This is a genomic window from Gluconobacter oxydans DSM 3504 (assembly GCF_000583855.1).
GTDB lineage: Bacteria > Pseudomonadota > Alphaproteobacteria > Acetobacterales > Acetobacteraceae > Gluconobacter > Gluconobacter oxydans.
Window position 1 is genome coordinate 1,450,677 of record NZ_CP004373.1, and the last position, 17,475, is coordinate 1,468,151.

Annotated in this window: 16 protein-coding genes; 12 read left to right on the forward strand and 4 right to left on the reverse strand. The window is 60.1% G+C overall.

Annotation, left to right across the window (positions count from 1 at the left end; translation table 11 throughout):
- Positions 1-22 precede the first annotated feature (22 nt).
- From GLS_RS06465 to bfr, 3 genes are all read left to right on the forward strand, one after another.
- A complete protein-coding gene (locus tag GLS_RS06465; protein WP_148295900.1) occupies positions 23-2,923 on the forward strand; it encodes a TonB-dependent receptor in 2,901 nt (966 codons plus the stop codon).
- Between the two features lie 131 nt (positions 2,924-3,054).
- A complete protein-coding gene (locus GLS_RS13510; protein ID WP_148295901.1) occupies positions 3,055-5,313 on the forward strand; it encodes a Ca2+-dependent phosphoinositide-specific phospholipase C in 2,259 nt (752 codons plus the stop codon).
- A gap of 161 nt (positions 5,314-5,474) precedes the next feature.
- A complete protein-coding gene (bfr, locus tag GLS_RS06475) occupies positions 5,475-5,963 on the forward strand; it encodes a bacterioferritin (RefSeq protein WP_024717020.1) in 489 nt (162 codons plus the stop codon).
- A 53-nt stretch (positions 5,964-6,016) separates the two neighbouring features.
- Here bfr and GLS_RS06480 read toward each other — a convergent pair whose 3' ends face one another.
- A complete protein-coding gene (locus tag GLS_RS06480) occupies positions 6,017-6,217 on the reverse strand; it encodes a (2Fe-2S)-binding protein (RefSeq protein WP_024717021.1) in 201 nt (66 codons plus the stop codon).
- Between the two features lie 90 nt (positions 6,218-6,307).
- A complete protein-coding gene (locus tag GLS_RS06485; RefSeq protein ID WP_041111620.1) occupies positions 6,308-6,772 on the reverse strand; it encodes an Lrp/AsnC family transcriptional regulator in 465 nt (154 codons plus the stop codon).
- A 117-nt stretch (positions 6,773-6,889) separates the two neighbouring features.
- Here GLS_RS06485 and alr point away from each other — a divergent pair, with 117 nt between their 5' ends.
- The 5 genes from alr (at position 6,890) to GLS_RS06510 (ending at position 11,199) form a co-directional block, all read left to right on the forward strand.
- Complete coding sequence (gene alr / locus GLS_RS06490) at positions 6,890-8,038, forward strand: alanine racemase (protein ID WP_041112732.1); 1,149 nt, start codon at positions 6,890-6,892, stop codon at positions 8,036-8,038.
- 85 nt (positions 8,039-8,123) lie between these two features.
- Positions 8,124-8,570, forward strand: a complete 447-nt coding sequence (locus GLS_RS06495; RefSeq protein WP_011252749.1) for an RrF2 family transcriptional regulator — start codon at positions 8,124-8,126, stop codon at positions 8,568-8,570.
- 208 nt (positions 8,571-8,778) lie between these two features.
- Positions 8,779-9,096: a DUF2849 domain-containing protein gene (locus GLS_RS06500; protein WP_041111621.1), complete on the forward strand. Its 318-nt coding sequence runs from the start codon at positions 8,779-8,781 to the stop codon at positions 9,094-9,096.
- Entirely contained in the window at positions 9,093-10,766 is a 1,674-nt protein-coding gene (locus GLS_RS06505) for a nitrite/sulfite reductase (protein ID WP_041111622.1), read from the forward strand. Before GLS_RS06500 ends, GLS_RS06505 begins: the two co-directional genes overlap by 4 nt.
- Complete coding sequence (locus GLS_RS06510) at positions 10,753-11,199, forward strand: DUF934 domain-containing protein (protein WP_041111623.1); 447 nt, start codon at positions 10,753-10,755, stop codon at positions 11,197-11,199. Before GLS_RS06505 ends, GLS_RS06510 begins: the two co-directional genes overlap by 14 nt.
- On the opposite strand, the gene GLS_RS06515 is transcribed toward GLS_RS06510, so the two are convergent.
- Positions 11,196-12,173 carry a magnesium transporter CorA family protein gene (locus GLS_RS06515; protein ID WP_041111624.1) on the reverse strand — a complete coding sequence of 326 codons (978 nt, stop codon included), beginning with the start codon at positions 12,171-12,173 and terminating at the stop codon, positions 11,196-11,198. The two genes, GLS_RS06510 and GLS_RS06515, sit on opposite strands and share 4 nt — an antisense overlap.
- Before the next feature lie 180 nt (positions 12,174-12,353).
- Between GLS_RS06515 and trpB the strand changes: the two genes are divergently transcribed.
- A complete protein-coding gene (gene trpB, locus GLS_RS06520; RefSeq protein ID WP_041111625.1) occupies positions 12,354-13,592 on the forward strand; it encodes a tryptophan synthase subunit beta in 1,239 nt (412 codons plus the stop codon).
- The gene (gene trpA, locus GLS_RS06525) at positions 13,589-14,401 is read left to right on the forward strand and encodes a tryptophan synthase subunit alpha (protein WP_041111626.1); all 813 of its coding nucleotides are present in this window, start codon (positions 13,589-13,591) and stop codon (positions 14,399-14,401) included. The genes trpB and trpA overlap by 4 nt, the downstream gene beginning before the upstream one ends.
- A gap of 43 nt (positions 14,402-14,444) precedes the next feature.
- Here the strand turns inward: trpA and GLS_RS06530 are convergent, their stop codons facing one another.
- Positions 14,445-15,011, reverse strand: a complete 567-nt coding sequence (locus tag GLS_RS06530; protein ID WP_041111627.1) for an HdeD family acid-resistance protein — start codon at positions 15,009-15,011, stop codon at positions 14,445-14,447.
- A 271-nt stretch (positions 15,012-15,282) separates the two neighbouring features.
- On the opposite strand from GLS_RS06530, the gene accD reads away from it, so the two are divergent.
- Positions 15,283-16,152 (forward strand): acetyl-CoA carboxylase, carboxyltransferase subunit beta, encoded by an 870-nt coding sequence (gene accD / locus GLS_RS06535; protein ID WP_011252757.1) that lies wholly within the window; start codon positions 15,283-15,285, stop codon positions 16,150-16,152.
- Positions 16,152-17,474 (forward strand): bifunctional folylpolyglutamate synthase/dihydrofolate synthase, encoded by a 1,323-nt coding sequence (locus GLS_RS06540; protein ID WP_041111628.1) that lies wholly within the window; start codon positions 16,152-16,154, stop codon positions 17,472-17,474. The genes accD and GLS_RS06540 overlap by 1 nt, the downstream gene beginning before the upstream one ends.
- Position 17,475: the final 1 nt, after the last annotated feature.

Here is a 17,475-nt window from a genome sequence, read left to right on the forward strand (position 1 = left end):
CGCGCTCCATGGAGAAGTCCTGATGTCCAAATCGTACCGGCAGCAGTCGCCCTGGAAGGCGTTCAGCTGTCTTATTCCTGTGGTGATCGTGGGGGTCCAGCTTGGGCAGCCGGCCGCCGCTGAAACGAAGTCGCTCAAGAAAACCCATACCCGCAAGGCCGTGAAAACGCATCAGGCGCCTGCTGCGGCGCAGGCAAAGCCTGCTGTTGCTCCGCCTGCTGCCAAGGCTGCTCATGTTCCGCCCAGTGATCTGGTGAGCCATGATCAGGAACAGGTGCATGTCACGGGGTTCGGGACGTCTTCGGGACGGCAGCTCAAGGCGCAGAATGAAATGATGAGCCTGAGTGCGAAAGATCTCGCACGGCTACCGGCCCAGAATGTGACGGAAGCGCTGGCCAGATTGCCGGGTGTGACCGTCATGCCGACCAGCATGCAGGGCAATTTCGGCGGTATTGATACGGCCGCCCGCGGCACGGGAGCCACGGTGTCGCTGCGTGGGATGAACGGGCAGTACAATATCAACCAGATCAACGGTATCGATGTCGCGGAAGCTGCGCCGTTCAGCCGGACGGTTTCGCTGGATCTGCTGCCGCCGACCGGATTTTTCAGGATTGATGCCAACAAGACGCTGACCCCTGGCATGGATGGAGATGCCATTGGCGGTATCGTCAATTTTGAAATGCCGAATGCGTTTGATTACGGACATGGAACGCATGGCTCTCTCCAGCTTGGGGGGCAGTATAACGAAAAGGCCGCTGATTACGGTGCGAGTGCCATTGGCGGAAATGGTGCGGCTGAAATTTCCTCCGTTTTCGGAAAATCCGACCAGTTCGGGTTTTACATGAGCGGATATTACAATCAGCGCTATTTCGCGGCCGGCGAGCAGACCTATTCGGGTGGTGAATGGGGTGTGTCGCGTGCCATGGATGCGCAGGGCGATCTTTATCCGGGGCAGGATCCGGTCAAGAGTCTCCAGCTGTTTGGCGTTGATCCGCAGGCCAGTATCGGTGTGACGAAACGCTATGGTGGTACTGCGGGTTTTGAATGGCGTCCGGACAGTTCGACGCGGGTTTATCTTCAGGGCACGGAATCCTATTCCGACACGCAGCAGGACATCTATCAGGTCGCGATTCACGGAAATGACAGCGGTGCGTCCAGCGCTGGCATGATTTCCTATGTCGAGCAGGCGGACGGGTCCTATGCGCCGTCGATCACCCGGACAAATGTCCATTACTGGTACGAAACAAATCCGACGCTTGAGCAGCTTGGCACCATGAAGCTGGGCATGGACAAGAAGCTCGGACGGTTTTCCATTTCGCCTTCGGCTTTCCTGAGCTGGGGCACCATCAGCCGCGATCATATCGAAACATCGGCCTGGCAGTCGGGTGTTGCGGCTTTCGATGGCGCGCCGAATTTCGTTTACAAGGATGGTATGCCGACTGTCGGGCTGACGTCTGCGCAGGCCGCTGTTGCGAACGGCACTCTGGATTTTCCGACGCATAACCGCGGCGAATATGTCCAGTCAGATGCCTGGCAGCTTCGTACGGGGACGTCGCTCGATATGAGTTATCGTCTTGACAGGTTCCATATCGACACGATTTCTGCGGGCTTCAAGTATCAGACGAGCTGGCGGAATTACATCAACCGTGACACGGAAGGTCAGGATAACGGGGGCTCTGGCGCCTATCCTGCCGGTGGCACGCTGTCGCAGACCGGACTGGTGGATGGGAGCCTCTCTTCTCTGATCCCGGGGGCGTATAATTTCTATACTCCGACCATCAGCCGTTCCGCGTTGCTCAGCAACTATCTGGCGGATCCCTATAACTGGAAATACATGGACAAGGATGCCTGGAACGGGAACACGATCGGGGGGACCGAAACCGTCTATGCCGGGTATGTTTCCGCCCAGATGCATTTCGGAAAATTGCAGGTCGTTCCCGGTATCCGGTTCGAGCAGTCAGATCTGCATAACACCTACTGGGCCAGTGGCAATGAAGGTGTCTCGACTGCGGATGCCCATTATGGCTGGTCGGCGACCAACAGTCATTACTTCAAGGCGCTGCCGAGCATTCATCTGACCTATCGTCCGCGGCAGGATATCGTCTATCGTGCATCGGTGTGGACAAGCTATACGCGGCCGTCCTTCTTCCAGCTGAGTGGTGGCTCGCAGATTACCCGCAATGATGACGGAACGCTGAGCATTACGACGGGTAATCCGAACCTCAAGGCGACGACGGCTGTCAATTACGATCTGTCCTGGCAGTGGATGCCGAGTTCGACCACGAGCTTCTCGCTGGCCGGGTTCTACAAGCAGCTTTCCAATTATATTTATGATAATGGTGGTTCGTATAATAACGAGACCACCACGGCAGGAATTGCCAACAGCGTTTCCCATCCTGAAAACGGTGGCAGTGCGACGCTGTTTGGTCTCGAATTCGCGTTCGAGCATCAGTTCAAGGGGCTGCCCGCGCCGTTTGATGGTCTGGGAGTGCGCGGGACGGCGACATGGGAAATGTCGCGGGCCCATCTGAACAATGCCTATCTCAGTTCAACGGAAAACATGCAGGATGCGCCGCGCTGGATGACCAATGCGGGGGCGTTTTACAACAAGGGGCCGTTCCAGTTCGATCTGAACTGGCGTTTTGTGGATGCCTATCTGTACGAATACGGTCTGTGGGGAACGCCGAACAACTTCAAGACGAACCTGAACAGCAGTTCGCTTGATGCCTGGGTACAGCCGAGCCTGAATCTGGATGCGCATCTGGGATATGCGGTGACCAAGCGGTTGCATGTGGATTTCTCGGCCCAGAACCTGGGTGTGAACCGTTTCTATCGTTTGACGATCGGGCGGCACAGCAATGCGGTTCCGCAGAATATCCTGACATCGCGGACCTTCTTCCTGAACGCCGGTTATCGCTTCTGATTTCCGGGACATGACATGCGCCGTCCGGATCTTGGGATCCGGACGGTTGTCTTTATTCTGTTGCGGCGGGTGCCGTGACGTTCATTTGTCCGGATAGCGTTATCGTCCGGATTCTATTGCGGAACAGAGCCATGATTTCTTTCCCCGTTGCTTCGCGTCTGGCTATCGCTCTCATGGCTGCGGGGGATGTCTCGATAGCGGCGACGGCCATGGCGGAAACGCCGCAGGACAGTCTGCGTCTGGATCAGATTCAGATCATCGGATCCCATAACAGCTATCATGCCGGTCTTGATCCTGCGATCCGGTCCCGGCTTCTGGCATCCGCACCCGACCTTGTGCGGGAACTGGACTACCAGCATCCGCCATTGGCCGCGCAGCTTGATGGGGGTGTCCGGCAGCTTGAACTGGATATCTATGCGGATACGGCGGGCGGCCGCTTTGCCAGTCCGCATCGGCCTGGTGTTCCGGAAGATGTGTGGCCACTTTCGCCTTCCGATCAGACGATCATGCGTCAGCCCGGTTTCAAGGTCATGCACATTCCGGACATTGACCAGCACGCGACGTGCCAGCCGTTGCTTCAGTGTTTGAGCCAGATCCGGGAATGGTCTGTCGCGCATCCGGGGCATGTACCGGTTTTCGTTATTCTCGAAGTGGAGCAGCACAACGATATTACCGGCGGGACGGAAGCTGAGCCTTTTGATGCGGCGACATTCGATGCGCTTGATTCGGCCATTCGGAGTGTGTTTTCGCCGTCCCAGCTTCTGATGCCGGATGATGTGCGGGGAGAGGCTCCCGATCTGCGCAGCGCGATCCTCACGAAGGGGTGGCCCTCGATGGGGCAGGCGCGGGGGAAGGTCGTGTTTCTGCTGGATCAGCGCAGTGACCGGAGCTTGTATCTGAGAGGGCATTCCGCGCTGCGCGGGCGGGTGGCTTTTACGAATGCTGATCCGAATGCGCCGGATGCGGCGTTCACCGAGATGAATGACGGGCCGGGGGGCGATATCGCAACGCTGGTACGCCGTCATTTTCTGATACGGACACGCTCTGATGCCGACACCGTTGAGGGACGTTCGGGAGATGTGGGGCGTCGGGATGCGATGCTGGCCAGTGGAGCGCAGATTGTCAGTACGGATTACCCCGATTCCGAACCCGCGCGATGGAGCGGTTATCATGTCGGATTTCTCGATAATGCCGCTGTTCGCTGCAATCCGGTCTCCGCGCCGGCCGATTGTCAGTCCCGTTTGATCGAGACGCCTGCGAAAGGCGATTTTCACCTCGAGCGGATGATCATGGTGATGCGGCATGGAATCCGTTCTCCGCTTGCCGGGCAGGTCCCTGCGGGCGTTGGGATTGCAGGGGGATGGCCGCAGTGGAGTGGGGCTCCGGGGGATCTGACGCCTCATGGGGCGCTGGGCATGACGGCGCTTGGAACATTTGACCGGGTGTGGATGGCGCAAGCGGGACTGATACCGGCGAAAGCCTGTCCGTCCGCCGGCGCTGTGGCGGTCCGTGCCAATTCCTCCCCGCGGACTATCGCCAGTGCTGAGGCATTTGTGCGTGGCTTCATGCCGGGCTGTTCAATGACGGTCATGCACAAGCCGTCTGGTCAGCCGGATGTTCTTTTTTCTCCGCTGGATGCTGATCCGGCGCGTTTTGATATGTCTGCGATTATTCCGCAACTGCCTGATGCGGATCGCATTTTCCGTGCGAAAGGTGAGGCTCTCAAACTGCTGGGGCGTGTGCTGGATTGTGGTCCGGCATCCTGTGGGTTTCTGAGCGCGCCTGCGCATGTTGGTGTGGATGCGACGGGGCACCAGCTTGTTCTTACGGGGCCGGTCGCGCAGGCGTCTTCCCTGTCCGAAGCACTCATGCTGTCCTATCTCGATGGAAAGCCGCTGGTTCAGACACCGTCAGGTGTTCTGGATGTGGGCGACCTCGGGACCTTAAGCGCCCTGCACGCTGGCATGCTGGAAGCGGTGGTGCGTCCCCGCGCTCTGGCCGAACCGCTCTCTCGCGAGATGAGGGCGCGGCTGCTTCAGGATCTCCGGGATGAGGGTGGGCCTGCATTCAGGCTTTATATGGGGCATGACGACACGATCGGTCCCCTGCAGACCATGCTGGGTTTTCATTTTCGTGTTCCCGGCTATGCCGAGGATGAGATTCCCATCGGATCTGCCCTGGGATTTGCGGTGTATGGAAATGGAACCGGGGAGCGCCGTATCCGTGTCTTCATCCAGTCCCAGACTCCGCAGGCTCTGCGTGATCTGGATGGGAAGGCGCTGCCTGTCGTGCTCTATCCTCAGGTTCCGGGCTGTACGGAACCTGGCGGATTGTGCGCTCCGGAGGTTCTGGCTCAGGATTTTTCTGAAGTGCGGCGTGCGGAGCGCTGAATTCCTGATCCCTCGTCTGGAAGCGGAAGAAGGCTCTGTTCGCGACTGAGGGGGAGCCGCACGGCCTGATTCTGGATTTTGAGGACGGGGCTGTGGGGAATATGATTTTCCTTTGTTCCCCGTGTTCGATATCTTCACCTTTTTTCGGAGAGTCTGGGACCATGGCTATCAAAGATCCTGTTGTGATCGAGCATCTTAACACGCAGCTCACGAATGAGCTGACAGCGATCAACCAGTATTTCCTTCATGCCCGGACGCTCCGGCACTGGGGTGTGACCCATCTGGGGAAGAAGGAATATGACGAGTCCATTGAGGAAATGCGTCATGCGGACTGGCTGATCGAGCGGATCCTGTTCCTGGGTGGTCTGCCGAATGTTCAGCGTCTGAACCCGATTCTGATTGGCCAGACGGTTCAGGAAGTCCTGGAATGCGATCTGAAGCTTGAAGAGAAGGCCATTCAGGATCTGCGGGAAGGGATCGCTTACTGTGAAAGCGTCCGGGACTATGTCTCGCGCGATCTTCTGCTGAAAATCCTCGTCAACGAAGAAGAGCACGAGGACTTCATTGACCGTCAGTTCGACCTGATCAAGCAGGTTGGGATCGAGCGTTACATCCAGAAGAACTCCGCTTCGGCACCCGATCAGGACTGAAGCAGCGTTACAGTATGACGTTCAAGCAACCCGGCATTGTCCGGGTTGTTTTTTTATGCGGCGTTGAGATGTGTCTGTTCGGACTGGGCTTTCTGAAGGGCCGAGCGCAGCAGGCAGACGATGCCGGGGACGCAGTTGCCGCACTTGGCTTTGCATTTCCGGGCTGAGTAGATTTCCGCCGGTCGGGATGCTCCGTTGTGGATTGCGATTTCGATATCCTGATGGGACAGCGCGTTGCACGAGCAGACGATCATGGAGAAGCAGGCTTCCGTTCACTGGGACCGATGAAGCGAGCCTAGTTCAAATGCAAATGGTTCGCAAATGCATTTTTGATTTTGGGCGACTCAGGAGGAATCCTGGCTGATCCAGCGCTGGACGACGGGGCGGATTGCGAAATTGCTCTGGATGCGGACGACGCCGGGGAGGCGGGAGAGCTCTTCCTTGTGGATGCGTTCGTAATCCGCCAGATCGCGTGCGGCGACGTGGAGCAGGTAATCGGCCTCACCCGTCATGAGATAACACTCCCGGACATCGGGGCATTCGCGGATACGGGCTTCGAATCGGCGGAGCGTTTCATCCGTCAGGCGCTCAAGGGTGATCTGGACGATAACGGTCGTGAGTTTGTGGGCCGAGCGTTCGTCGATGACGGCTCGGTAACCCCGGATGACGCCCTGTTCTTCACGCAGGCGCACGCGTCGGAGGCAGGCCGACGGGGAGAGGCCCACGCGCTGTGCCAGCTCGGCATTGCTGAGGCGTCCGTCGTGCTGGAGGATGCGCAGGATGGATTCGGTGATGCGGTCGAAGATCATGATGGAATTATCGGTCTATTTTCGCATTTTCGATCATAGATTTTTTGTTAACTGAAAGATTATGCGGTCGTCCGGCAGGATATTCTGATCGGGAAGAGGATAGTCTCATCTTTCATGATGAGCGCATGTCCTGATCCTCTGTGGCCTTCCTATCGTGCCGGTGCCCGCCTGACGGTGGATCTGGACGCGATTGCTTCCAATTACCGGTATCTTCAGACGCTGGCCTCAGGCGCTTCGTGTGCGGCGGTCGTCAAGGCGGATGCCTACGGGCTGGGAATCGAGCGGGTTGCCCCGGTTCTGGAGAATGCCGGAGCCACGGATTTCTTTGTCGCGCATGTCGATGAGGGCATCAGGCTGCGGTCCGTTGTGTCGGACAAGGCCCGGATTACGGTGCTGCATGGACCGCGCCCCGGGGCGTCTGGAGACTGCGTGCGCTATGGTCTGCGGCCTGTCCTGAACAGTCTTGAGCAGATTGCGCTGTGGCGCGACGAGGGCTCGTGGACAGGCGGGCTCCCAGAAGCGGCGCTTCAGGTTGATAGCGGGATGTTACGGTTCGGTCTCTCTGACGCCGATCTTGAAACCCTTCAGGCGGATAAGGGGCTTGTGGACGGGCTGCACGTCGGTCTTGTCATGAGCCATCTGGCCTGTGCCGATACGCCCGATCATCCTGCCAATCAGGCCCAGAAAGACCGGTTGTTGCAGATGTCCGCGCGGCTGCCGCCTGCGCCGCTCAGTCTGTCTGCGTCGTCGGGGATTTTTCTGGGGACGGACTATCATCTGGATGTCGTGCGACCGGGTGCCGCACTGTATGGAATTGCACCCAACCGGACTGGCCCCAATCCGCTGTCGCCGGTGGTCCGGCTTCAGGCCCATGTTCTGCAGATCCGTGAGATTTTGCCAGGTGAGGGGGTTGGCTACGGCCTGACCTATCGGCCTGACCGCGTGCGCCGGATTGCGACGGTGGCTGTCGGGTATGCGGATGGTTTTTCCCGGCATGGCGCCGGGCAGGGCTGTGCGTGGTTCGAGGATATCCGTCTGCCGATTCTGGGGCGAGTCTCGATGGATTCCCTGATCGTGGATATTTCAGAGGTGCCGGAAGGAAAACTTGGTCCCGACATGATGGTGGATCTGATCGGGCCCAGACGCAGTGTCGATGATGTCGCGGAAGCGGCGGGAACGATCGGATACGAGGTCCTGACGTCTCTGGGGCACCGTTTTCATCGGGAATATGTTGGAAATCAGGAGAACCCCTCACGGGGCGATTGACATTCCAGCATGGAAAACAAGATAGACGAACTGAAATCGGACTATGTCATGATGATATCGTCTGTCGCAGCAAATCGGAATTCTCATGTATCTCCGCCGTGATAGAGCTTTGACCGCCATATCCATCATGCTGGATGTCGCTTTCCATGCGGGCCGATCCGGGGTCGTGAGTGGTGCGGATATTGCCAGACGTGGTGACATGCTGCGTCGGGGGATTGAGCCCGTGCTGCAGGCGCTGTCCCGGGCCGGTCTGCTTTCCAGTGTCCGTGGGCCCAAGGGCGGCTATCGCCTGGGGCGGCCGCCGCGGACCATCACGCTGAACGAGATCGTCCGGACTGTCACGGAAGATCCGGAAATGCCGGGGGATGGGGTCAATCTTCTGCGGACCAAGGTTCTGGAGCCGTTCTGGCAGTCAGTGGATCATGAGGTTTCGGAAAAGATGGCGTCCGTCACGCTGGAACATCTGCTGCAGAATGCGGAAGAGGCCGGAATGCAGCGTCCAAGCCGGGCACCGATTTCCTTCTCCATATAACCAGTAAAAAAAGTATTTTGTAAAAACCACGAAATAGGTTTTACAGGGCTGGATATCTTACCATGATGGATCAATGTTTGATCTGCTGTGGTGAATTTCCTGTTTCTGATATGCCTGCGCTCTGCTGTTCAGGCGTGGGAACAGGGACGGATTCATGATGGGTCCGGTCTGAAGGTCAGGTCGGGATTCATCAGGAAGGTGAGCGCTGATGAAACGTCCTGTCCGACTTGAACCTGGCCAGAAGCTGGTTCTGACTGCCAACCGCCTGCTGGATGGTCGTACCGTCTGGTGGTGTGCGGACGGGACGTGGGATCTTCACATTGGACGCGCGGCCCTTCTGGATGCGGATGAGGCGGAAGTAGTGCTCGCGCGCGTGGTGGCAGAGGCCCAGCGTGATGGGGTGGTGGGTGTCTATGATACGGCGGTGCAGGCTGTTGTGCCTCCGGAACCCGTCACCGTACGCGAAAAAATCCGGGCGCATGGCCCGACAGTTCATCCCGAATTTGCAGTGGAGACCGAACAGTGAGCATTCCTGTCGGCCATTACCAGTATGACCGGATAGACCGGGATTTCCTTCAGGCGCGGATTGCCGAGTTTGAGGGGCAGGTGCAGCGTCGTCTGGACGGGACGCTGAGCGAAGACGAGTTCAAGCCGCTGCGGCTGATGAACGGGCTTTATCTGCAGCTTCATGCCTATATGCTGCGGGTTGCCATTCCCTATGGGATTCTGGACAGCCGGCAGTTGCGCAAGCTGGGCGAGATTGCCCGGCGGTATGACCGCGATTACGGGCATTTCACGACGCGGCAGAACATCCAGTTCAACTGGATCCGACTTGAGGATACGCCGGCCATTCTGCGTGAGCTGGCTGAGGTGGATATGCATGCCATCCAGACCAGTGGGAACTGCATCCGTAATGTGACGGCGGATGAGTATGCAGGAGCGGCGGCGGATGAACTGGTGGACCCTCGGGTTCATGCGGAGATCCTGCGTCAGTGGTCTACGCTGCATCCCGAGTTCACGTTCCTGCCGCGCAAGTTCAAGATTGCGATTTCGGGCAGTCCGAATGACCGGGTGGCGGCGCGATTCCATGACATCGGGATTCTGGCCCGTCCGGGTGAGGATGGGGCGCCGGTGTTCCGGATTTTCGTGGGTGGTGGTCTGGGGCGGACGCCGGTCATTGGTGAAGAACTGTTCGACAGCGTGCGGGAAGAGCATCTTCTGGCGACGCTTGAGGCCATTCTGCGCGTCTATAATGCGCATGGGCGGCGGGATAATATCTACAAGGCGCGGATCAAGATCCTGGTCCAGGCGATCGGGGTCGAGGCCTATCGCGAGGCTGTGGAAGCGGAACTCGCCCAGATGGATCTGGAGCGGTATCGGCTGACGCCGGAGGCGGTTGCGGCAATCCGGTCGCGGTTTGCTGTGCCTCTGCTTGAGGCTCCGGCCGATGCAGATGCGGTTCTGGCGCAGCAGCGGCGGGATGATCCGCTTTTTGACCGCTGGGTGCGGAGCAATACGCATGTCCATCGCGATCCGGGGCATATCATTGCCACGATTTCGCTGAAGCCGGCGGGCGGGATTCCGGGCGATGCGACGTCGGCGCAGATTGCGCGTCTGGCGGATCTGGCGGATGCGTATTCGTTCGGGGAGATCCGGATTACGCATCTGCAGAATGTGGTTCTGGGACATGTGCGCAAGGACCGGCTGCGGGATCTGTGGCTGGGTCTGTCGGAAGTCGGGCTGGCGGAAGCGAATATCGGTTTGATCGGCGATATCGTGGCGTGTCCGGGGCTGGATTACTGTGCGCTGGCGAATGCGCGGTCCATTCCGATTGCGCAGAAGCTCGGGGCCCGGTTTGCGGATACGGCGCTTCAGGCGGAAATCGGGGCGCTGCGGATCAATATCTCGGGCTGCATCAATGCCTGCGGGCATCATCACGCCGGGCATATCGGACTTCTGGGCGTGGACAAGCGCGGGGAAGAGTTCTTCCAGCTGACGGTTGGTGGCCGGGCCGAGAATGGCGCGGCGATCGGGACGATTCTGGGGGCGGCTCTGCCGGAAGACGAAACGGTGGATGCGATTGCGCGGCTTGTGGACTGCTATCTCGGGCGCCGGGAGAGCGGGGAGACGTTCCTCGATACGCTGACGCGGCTGGGGCATGAGCCTTTCAGGGAGGCGGCTTATGAAACTGTTTGAACTCGGCGAGCGGTCGGCACAGGTTCATGATGTGCTGGTGACGCTTGCAGAACTGGCAGAGCGGGATGATGCGCGGGCGGTTCTGCTGGAAAGTGCGGATGATCCCGCACTTCTGAAGCCTTATCTGAACCGGCTGGATCTTGTGGTGCTTCGGTTCCCGATTTTCCGGGATGGGCGTGGGTTCACGCAGGCGCGGGAACTTCGGGAATATCTGCGGTTTTCGGGCGAGATCCGCGCGGAAGGGCATATCCTGCCGGACCAGGCGGCGTTTCTGCGTCGGTGCGGGGTGGACAGTGTGGTCCTGCCGAAGGACGGCAATGGTGAGCCGGCTTTGTGGGAAAAGCAGCTCCGGCAGTTTCCGGTGGCGTATCAGCGCTCGGTTCTGCCGGAGCGGTCCGTGGGGCCGGGGCTTCGGGTGGAAGAGGCGCCCTAACGGGCGCCGAACCAGCCGCGGCGCCAGAACCAGAAGAGTGGCAGAACGACCGACAGGACCATGAGTGTCAGGCCGTAGGGATAGCCATATTTCCATGACAGTTCGGGCATGTTGTGGAAGTTCATGCCGTAGATGCCGGCGATCAGGGTCGGCAGGATGCCGATCGCGCTGACGACGGTCAGGACCTTCATGCCGTCATTCTGTTCGATGCTGATGAAGCCGAGTGTGGCGTCGAGCAGGAACTGGACCTTGTTGACGGTCTGGGCATCGAAGTCGTTGAGGGAGGCGATGTCGCGTCCTGCGACCTTGATGCGGGTTCTCAGGGCCTGGGGGTCTTTTTCTGTCCTGTCGCCGATATAGATCAGGATCCGGTCCAGGCCGAGCAGGCTGTCGCGGGTCATGGAGGCAAGGTCGCCGCCATGGCCGAGGCGGCGCAGGGTTTCACGCAGCATCTCACCGGCCCGGGCAGGGTCACGGGGGCGGTCGGTGTTGAACACCCGTTTGGAGATGGCATCGAGGTCGCGGCCCAGGCCTTCCAGGATGTCTGCCAGACGGTTGATGACTTCCTCGATGATCTCGACGAGGATTTCGTTGGCGGAGGGCTCGCCTTTGGCGGGGTCGCGTTCGGCCTGACGGCGACCGACGATGTCGAAGCCATAATAGTCGGCATAACGGACGGTGATGAGGCGTCTGTCGGTCAGGACGAAGCCGATCGGCAGGGAAAATGCCGTGTCTTCCGCGCGTCTGACGAGGGGAGTTGAAAGATAGAGGACCCCACCTTCTTCGTGGTGGCGGGAGGAGCTTTCGATTTCCTCAAGTTCTTCCCGGCGCGGGATATGGGTGCCAAGGGCCTTTTCCGCACGGTCGATTTCGTCCGTGGTCGGATTGATGAGATCGAGCCAGACCGCTTTGGAAATATCGACATCCGGTCCGATTTCCCGGGCCGGAACGCCAGCGGGGCGCACGAGGAACATCAGGCAGATCCTTGGGACAAATGAAATGGCTGTGAGGCTCTCTCATGTCCTGACTGCAGCGGGATCGCAAGGTCCTGTCCCGGAATTGTTTCAGGAAGCGTCGGAAATCAGCGAGATGGATGGACGGCGCGGGCTGCCCTTGGTATCGCATTGGGGCCCTGAAGTGGAGCCGAGTGCGGTATGACGAACACATCTTCCCCCCTGTCCCCTCCTTTGGTCAATTCCCTCCGTTCCGGTCCGGATGACCGGGGGCGGTTCGGGATTTTCGGTGGCCGCTTCGTTGCGGAAACGCTGATGCCGCTGCTGCTTGAGCTGGATGAGGCCTATCGCGCCGCGCAGGCTGATCCGGAATTCCGCAAGGAGCTGGACTATTACCTGAAGGATTATGTTGGTCGCCCGAGCCCGCTGTGGTTTGCGCAGCATCTGACGGAGGAGCTTGGCGGGGCGAAGGTCTACTTCAAACGTGAAGAGCTGAACCATACCGGCTCGCACAAGCTCAACAACGTCATGGGCCAGATTCTCGTCGCCCGGCGGATGGGCAAGACGCGGATTGTGGCTGAGACCGGCGCGGGGCAGCACGGTGTGGCGACGGCGACGGTCTGTGCGCTTTTCGGGCTGAAATGCACGATCTACATGGGCGCAACCGACGTCGAGCGGCAGAAGCCAAATGTGTTCCGCATGCATCTGCTGGGCGCGGAAGTGAAGCCGGTGACGGCCGGGGCGGGAACGCTCAAGGATGCGATGAACGAAGCGATGCGTGACTGGGTGGCCAATGTCGCCGACACGTATTTCCTTGTTGGCACGGTGGCCGGGCCGCATCCGTATCCGGAGATGGTTCGTGATTTCCAGTCTGTTATCGGGGTTGAGGTCAAGGAACAGATTACCCAGGCCGCAGGGCGTCTGCCCGATGTGATCGTGGCGGCCATCGGGGGCGGCTCGAATGCGATGGGGATTTTCCATCCCTTCCTTGATGATGCGTCCGTTAAGCTGGTCGGCGTCGAGGCTGCGGGGCATGGGCTGGATTCCGGGAAGACGGCGGCCTCCATTTCCCGTGGGCGACCGGGTGTGCTCCATGGCAACCGGACGTATCTGCTTCAGGACAAGCACGGTCAGATCGAGGAGGCTCATTCGATCAGCGCGGGGCTGGATTATCCGGGGATCGGGCCCGAGCATTCCTGGCTGAATGATATTGGCCGGGCTGAATATGTGGGTGTGACGGATGAGGAGGCGCTTGAGGCGTTCCAGGTCTGCACGCGGACAGAGGGCATTATCCCAGCGCTCGAATGCGCGCATGGGCTGGCGCATGTCATGAAGATCGCGCCCACGATGGCGAAGGACCAGATCATTGTCCTGAATGTCTCCGGGCGTGGAGACAAGGACATCTTTACTGTGGCGCATCATCTGGGAGTGAAGCTGTGAGCCGTATCCAGACACGTTTTGCGGCCCTGAAGAAGGAAGGGCGCGGCGCGCTGATCCCGTATCTGCAGGCCTGTGACCCGGATTATGATACTTCGCTGGAGCTGCTGCGGGCGATGCCGGCGGCTGGGGCTGATCTGATCGAGATCGGGGTGCCGTTTTCCGATCCGTCCGCGGATGGGCCGACGATTCAGGCGGCAGCACTTCGTGGCCTCAAGGCCGGGGCGACGCTGGGGCGTGTGTTGGAGATGGTCCGGGCGTTCCGCGAGACGGATAATGAAACGCCGATCGTGCTGATGGGGTATCTGAACCCGATCGACAGCTATGGTCCGGCCGAGTTTTGCTTTGATGCGGCTCAGGCGGGTGTGGACGGGATTATCGTCGTCGATATGCCGACCGAAGAGGCGGATCTGCTGGATGCGCATGCGCGGGAAGCAGGCCTCGACATCATCTCGCTGGTGGCGCCGACGACGTCCAATTCTCGGCTATTCCATGTGCTGCGGGAGGCGAGCGGGTTCGTCTATTATGTGAGCATTACCGGGATTACCGGGACGAATAGTGCGAGTGCGGCGGATCTGGAGAAGGCGCTGCCGCGGATCCGGGAAGCCACGGATCTTCCAGTCGCTGTCGGTTTTGGAATTTCCACGCCGGAGCAGGCGCGGACGGCGTCGCGGATTGGGGATGCGGCGGTTGTGGCTTCGGCCTTGATCAAGACCATGGCCTCAACGTTGGAGAATGGTCAGGCGACGGAGCGGACCGTACCGGCGGTTCTGAAGCAGCTTGAAGGCCTGGCGGCGGCCGTCCGGGCCTGATTTCTAAGGTTCCGGCAGGCTGGTGCCTGCCGGAACGGGATGCTCAGACGCCGTCGTTGCGCAGGGACAGTCCGAAGAGGACGGTTGCGACGCCGGCCATGAGCAGTTCCACGGCGATGAACATGCCGATCAGCCACAGGCCGGACCAGGGCAGCGTCATGTAGAGCATGATGCCGATGATCAGTGTGACAAGGCCGCTGATGGCGAGGGCGAGCCAGCTTCTGTTGTTGCGGTGGCTGCCAGCCCAGAAGGTGCGGGCGAGGCCAGCGAAGATAAGGCAGCCTGCGAGGATGGCGGTCAGGAAGATCGAACCGGTGGCGGGCTCTTCGATCAGGAGAATGCCGCCGAGAATGTAGAGGCCGCCGATCAGTCCGGAGAGCCACTGGTTCGGGACGGGCAGGCCACGATGGGCGAAGCTCTGCATGACCTGGGCGACGCCGCCGATGATCATCAGGACGCCGAGGATGACCATGCTGGTCAGGGTGGTGGTGATGGCATCCAGAGCGGCCAGGATGCCGAGAATGATCAGGAAAGCTCCGAAACCAATGAACCAGCCGGGCTTGAGGCCCTGAGGGCTGGGGAAGCGGATGGTGTTGAAACTGTCGGACATGGTCTTCTCCGTTCAGGGACGTGGTCTGTCGGGCTGGCCCTTTTCGGGAAAGGGGCCGGATGCCGGACATGACGTCCGCTGTGATGGGTCGTGTCGGGGAAGATGGCATGATTTGTGATGCAGGCGGGAGAGATAAGACGGGCCCGCTGATGGTTGGGCTGGCATATTTGGCCTCCGGGCGTTAAAACGCGCCAGAGAATGCAGCCCTTCGCCGGGCTTTAACCCCACTCCGTCCTTTGTCCTGAAGGCGGCCAGAAAGTAACGAGACGACATGAGCTGGATGACCGACTACGTCCGACCCAAGCTGCGTGGCCTGCTTCAGCGGGACGTGCCGGACAATCTGTGGACCAACTGCGAATCCTGCGGGCAGATGATGCTCACCAAGGAGCTGGAGCGGTCCGAGAAGGTCTGTCCGCATTGCGGGCATCACATGCGGGCGACGGCGAAGGAGCGTCTGGGCTGGACGTTCGACGGGGGGGAATACACCACCATCGAGCTGCCGAAGATGCCGGTCGATCCGCTGGGGTTCAAGGATTCCAAGCGTTATACGGACCGCCTGAAGGATGCGCGGCACAAGTCCCATCTCGATGAGGCACTGGTCGTTGCTCATGGCATGATCAAGGGGCAGAAGGCTGTTGTGGCCGTCATGGCGCCCGAGTTCCTGCTGGGGACGATGGGTGCTGCGTTGGGCGAGGCTTTCGTGGCCGCCTGCCGTCTGGCTGTTCTGCAGAAGGCGCCGCTGGTGGTCTATACGGCTTCGGGCGGGGCGCGGATGCAGGAAGGCGTTGTCAGCCTGATGCAGATGCCGCGGACGACGATTGGTGTGCAGATGCTTCAGGAAGCCGGGCTGCCTTATGTTGTCGTGTTCACGAACCCGACGACGGGCGGTGTTTCTGCGTCTTTTGCGATGCTGGGCGATGTGCATATCGCCGAGCCCAATGCGCTGATCGCATTCGCGGGGCCGCGCGTCATTCAGGATACCGTTCGCGAGAAGCTGCCGGAAGGCTTCCAGCGTTCGGAGTATCTGCGTGAGCACGGCATGGTCGATATCGTGGCCAAGCGCTCCGAGCTTCCGGAACTGTTGGGGCGGATTCTGGGCATCATGATGCGCCAGAAAACCGTTTCCGACGCGGCGGCCTGATGACTGCGGAGCGTGGGGCGCCGGTTCGGCTGTCCGGCGAATATCAGGGACGGCCGGGTGCCGTTCTTGCGCGCTTGCAGGAGCTTTATCCGGCGCTGATTGATCTTTCGCTGGGGCGGCTTGAGGCGCTTCTGGCGAAGCTGGGCAATCCCGAGCGTCATCTCCCGCCGGTCATTCATGTGGCCGGGACGAACGGCAAAGGCAGCACCTGCGCCAATCTGCGGGCCATTGCCGAGGCAGGTGGTCTGCGCGTTCATGTCATGAGCAGCCCGCATCTGGTGAGCGTGACCGAGCGTTTCCGGCTGGCGGGACGGCTTGTGGACGAGGATGTTCTGGTTGCCGCGCTCGAGAAGGTCGAGCAGGTCAATGCCGGTGCTCCGATTACGGTTTTCGAGGTTCTGACGGCGGCGGGGTTCCTGCTGTTCTCGCAGGTGCCGGCCGATCTGGTGGTGCTGGAAGTCGGGCTTGGGGGGCGGCTGGATGCGACCAATGTCGTGCCGAAGCCTGCGGCCTGCGTGATTACACCGGTCAGTCTGGATCATGAGGCGTTTCTGGGCAGTACGGTTGCGGCCATTGCCGGGGAGAAGGCCGGGATCATCAAGGAGGGTGTGCCGGTTGTTTCGGCGGCCCAGGTACCGGAGGCGCTGGATGTCATTCGTCGCCGGGCCTCAGAGCTGAATGCGCCGCTTCGGGTGATCGGGCAGGATGTTGTCTTCACCGAGCGTGCGGATGGTCTGGAATATCGCGATGCGGATGGTGCGCTCTCGCTGCCGCTGCCGGCTCTGAAAGGGCAGCATCAGGCCGGGAATGCGGCGCTGGCTGTGGCCGCATTACGGGTTTCGGGGCTGGGTCTGCCGGTTTCGGCTTATCAGGGTATTTCTAGGACTTTCTGGCCTGCGCGGTTGCAGAAACTGGATGGTACGCTGGCGCAGATGCTTCCTTCCGGATGGGAACTCTATCTGGATGGTGGGCACAATCCGGATGCCGGTCAGATGCTGGGAACGGTTCTGGATGGGTGGAAAGACCGGCCTGTCCATGTGATCGCGGGTGTGAAGCAGACCAAGGATGCTTCGGGGTTTCTGGGACCGATCGTTGAGCGGGCGGCTTCGGTTCAGGCGGTGGCGGAGCCGGGGCAGCATCTGGCGATGCCGGTCGAAGAGATCATTGCGGCTTCGGGGGGGCGGGCGATTGCCGGTCCGACTGTCAGGGAAGCTTTGGAGCGTCTGGTGGCTGAAGGGGGTGCGCCTGCGCGGGTACTGATCTGTGGCAGTCTTTATCTGGCGGGTGTGGTTCTGGCGGAGGATGGCTGGGTCGCGCGGTAAT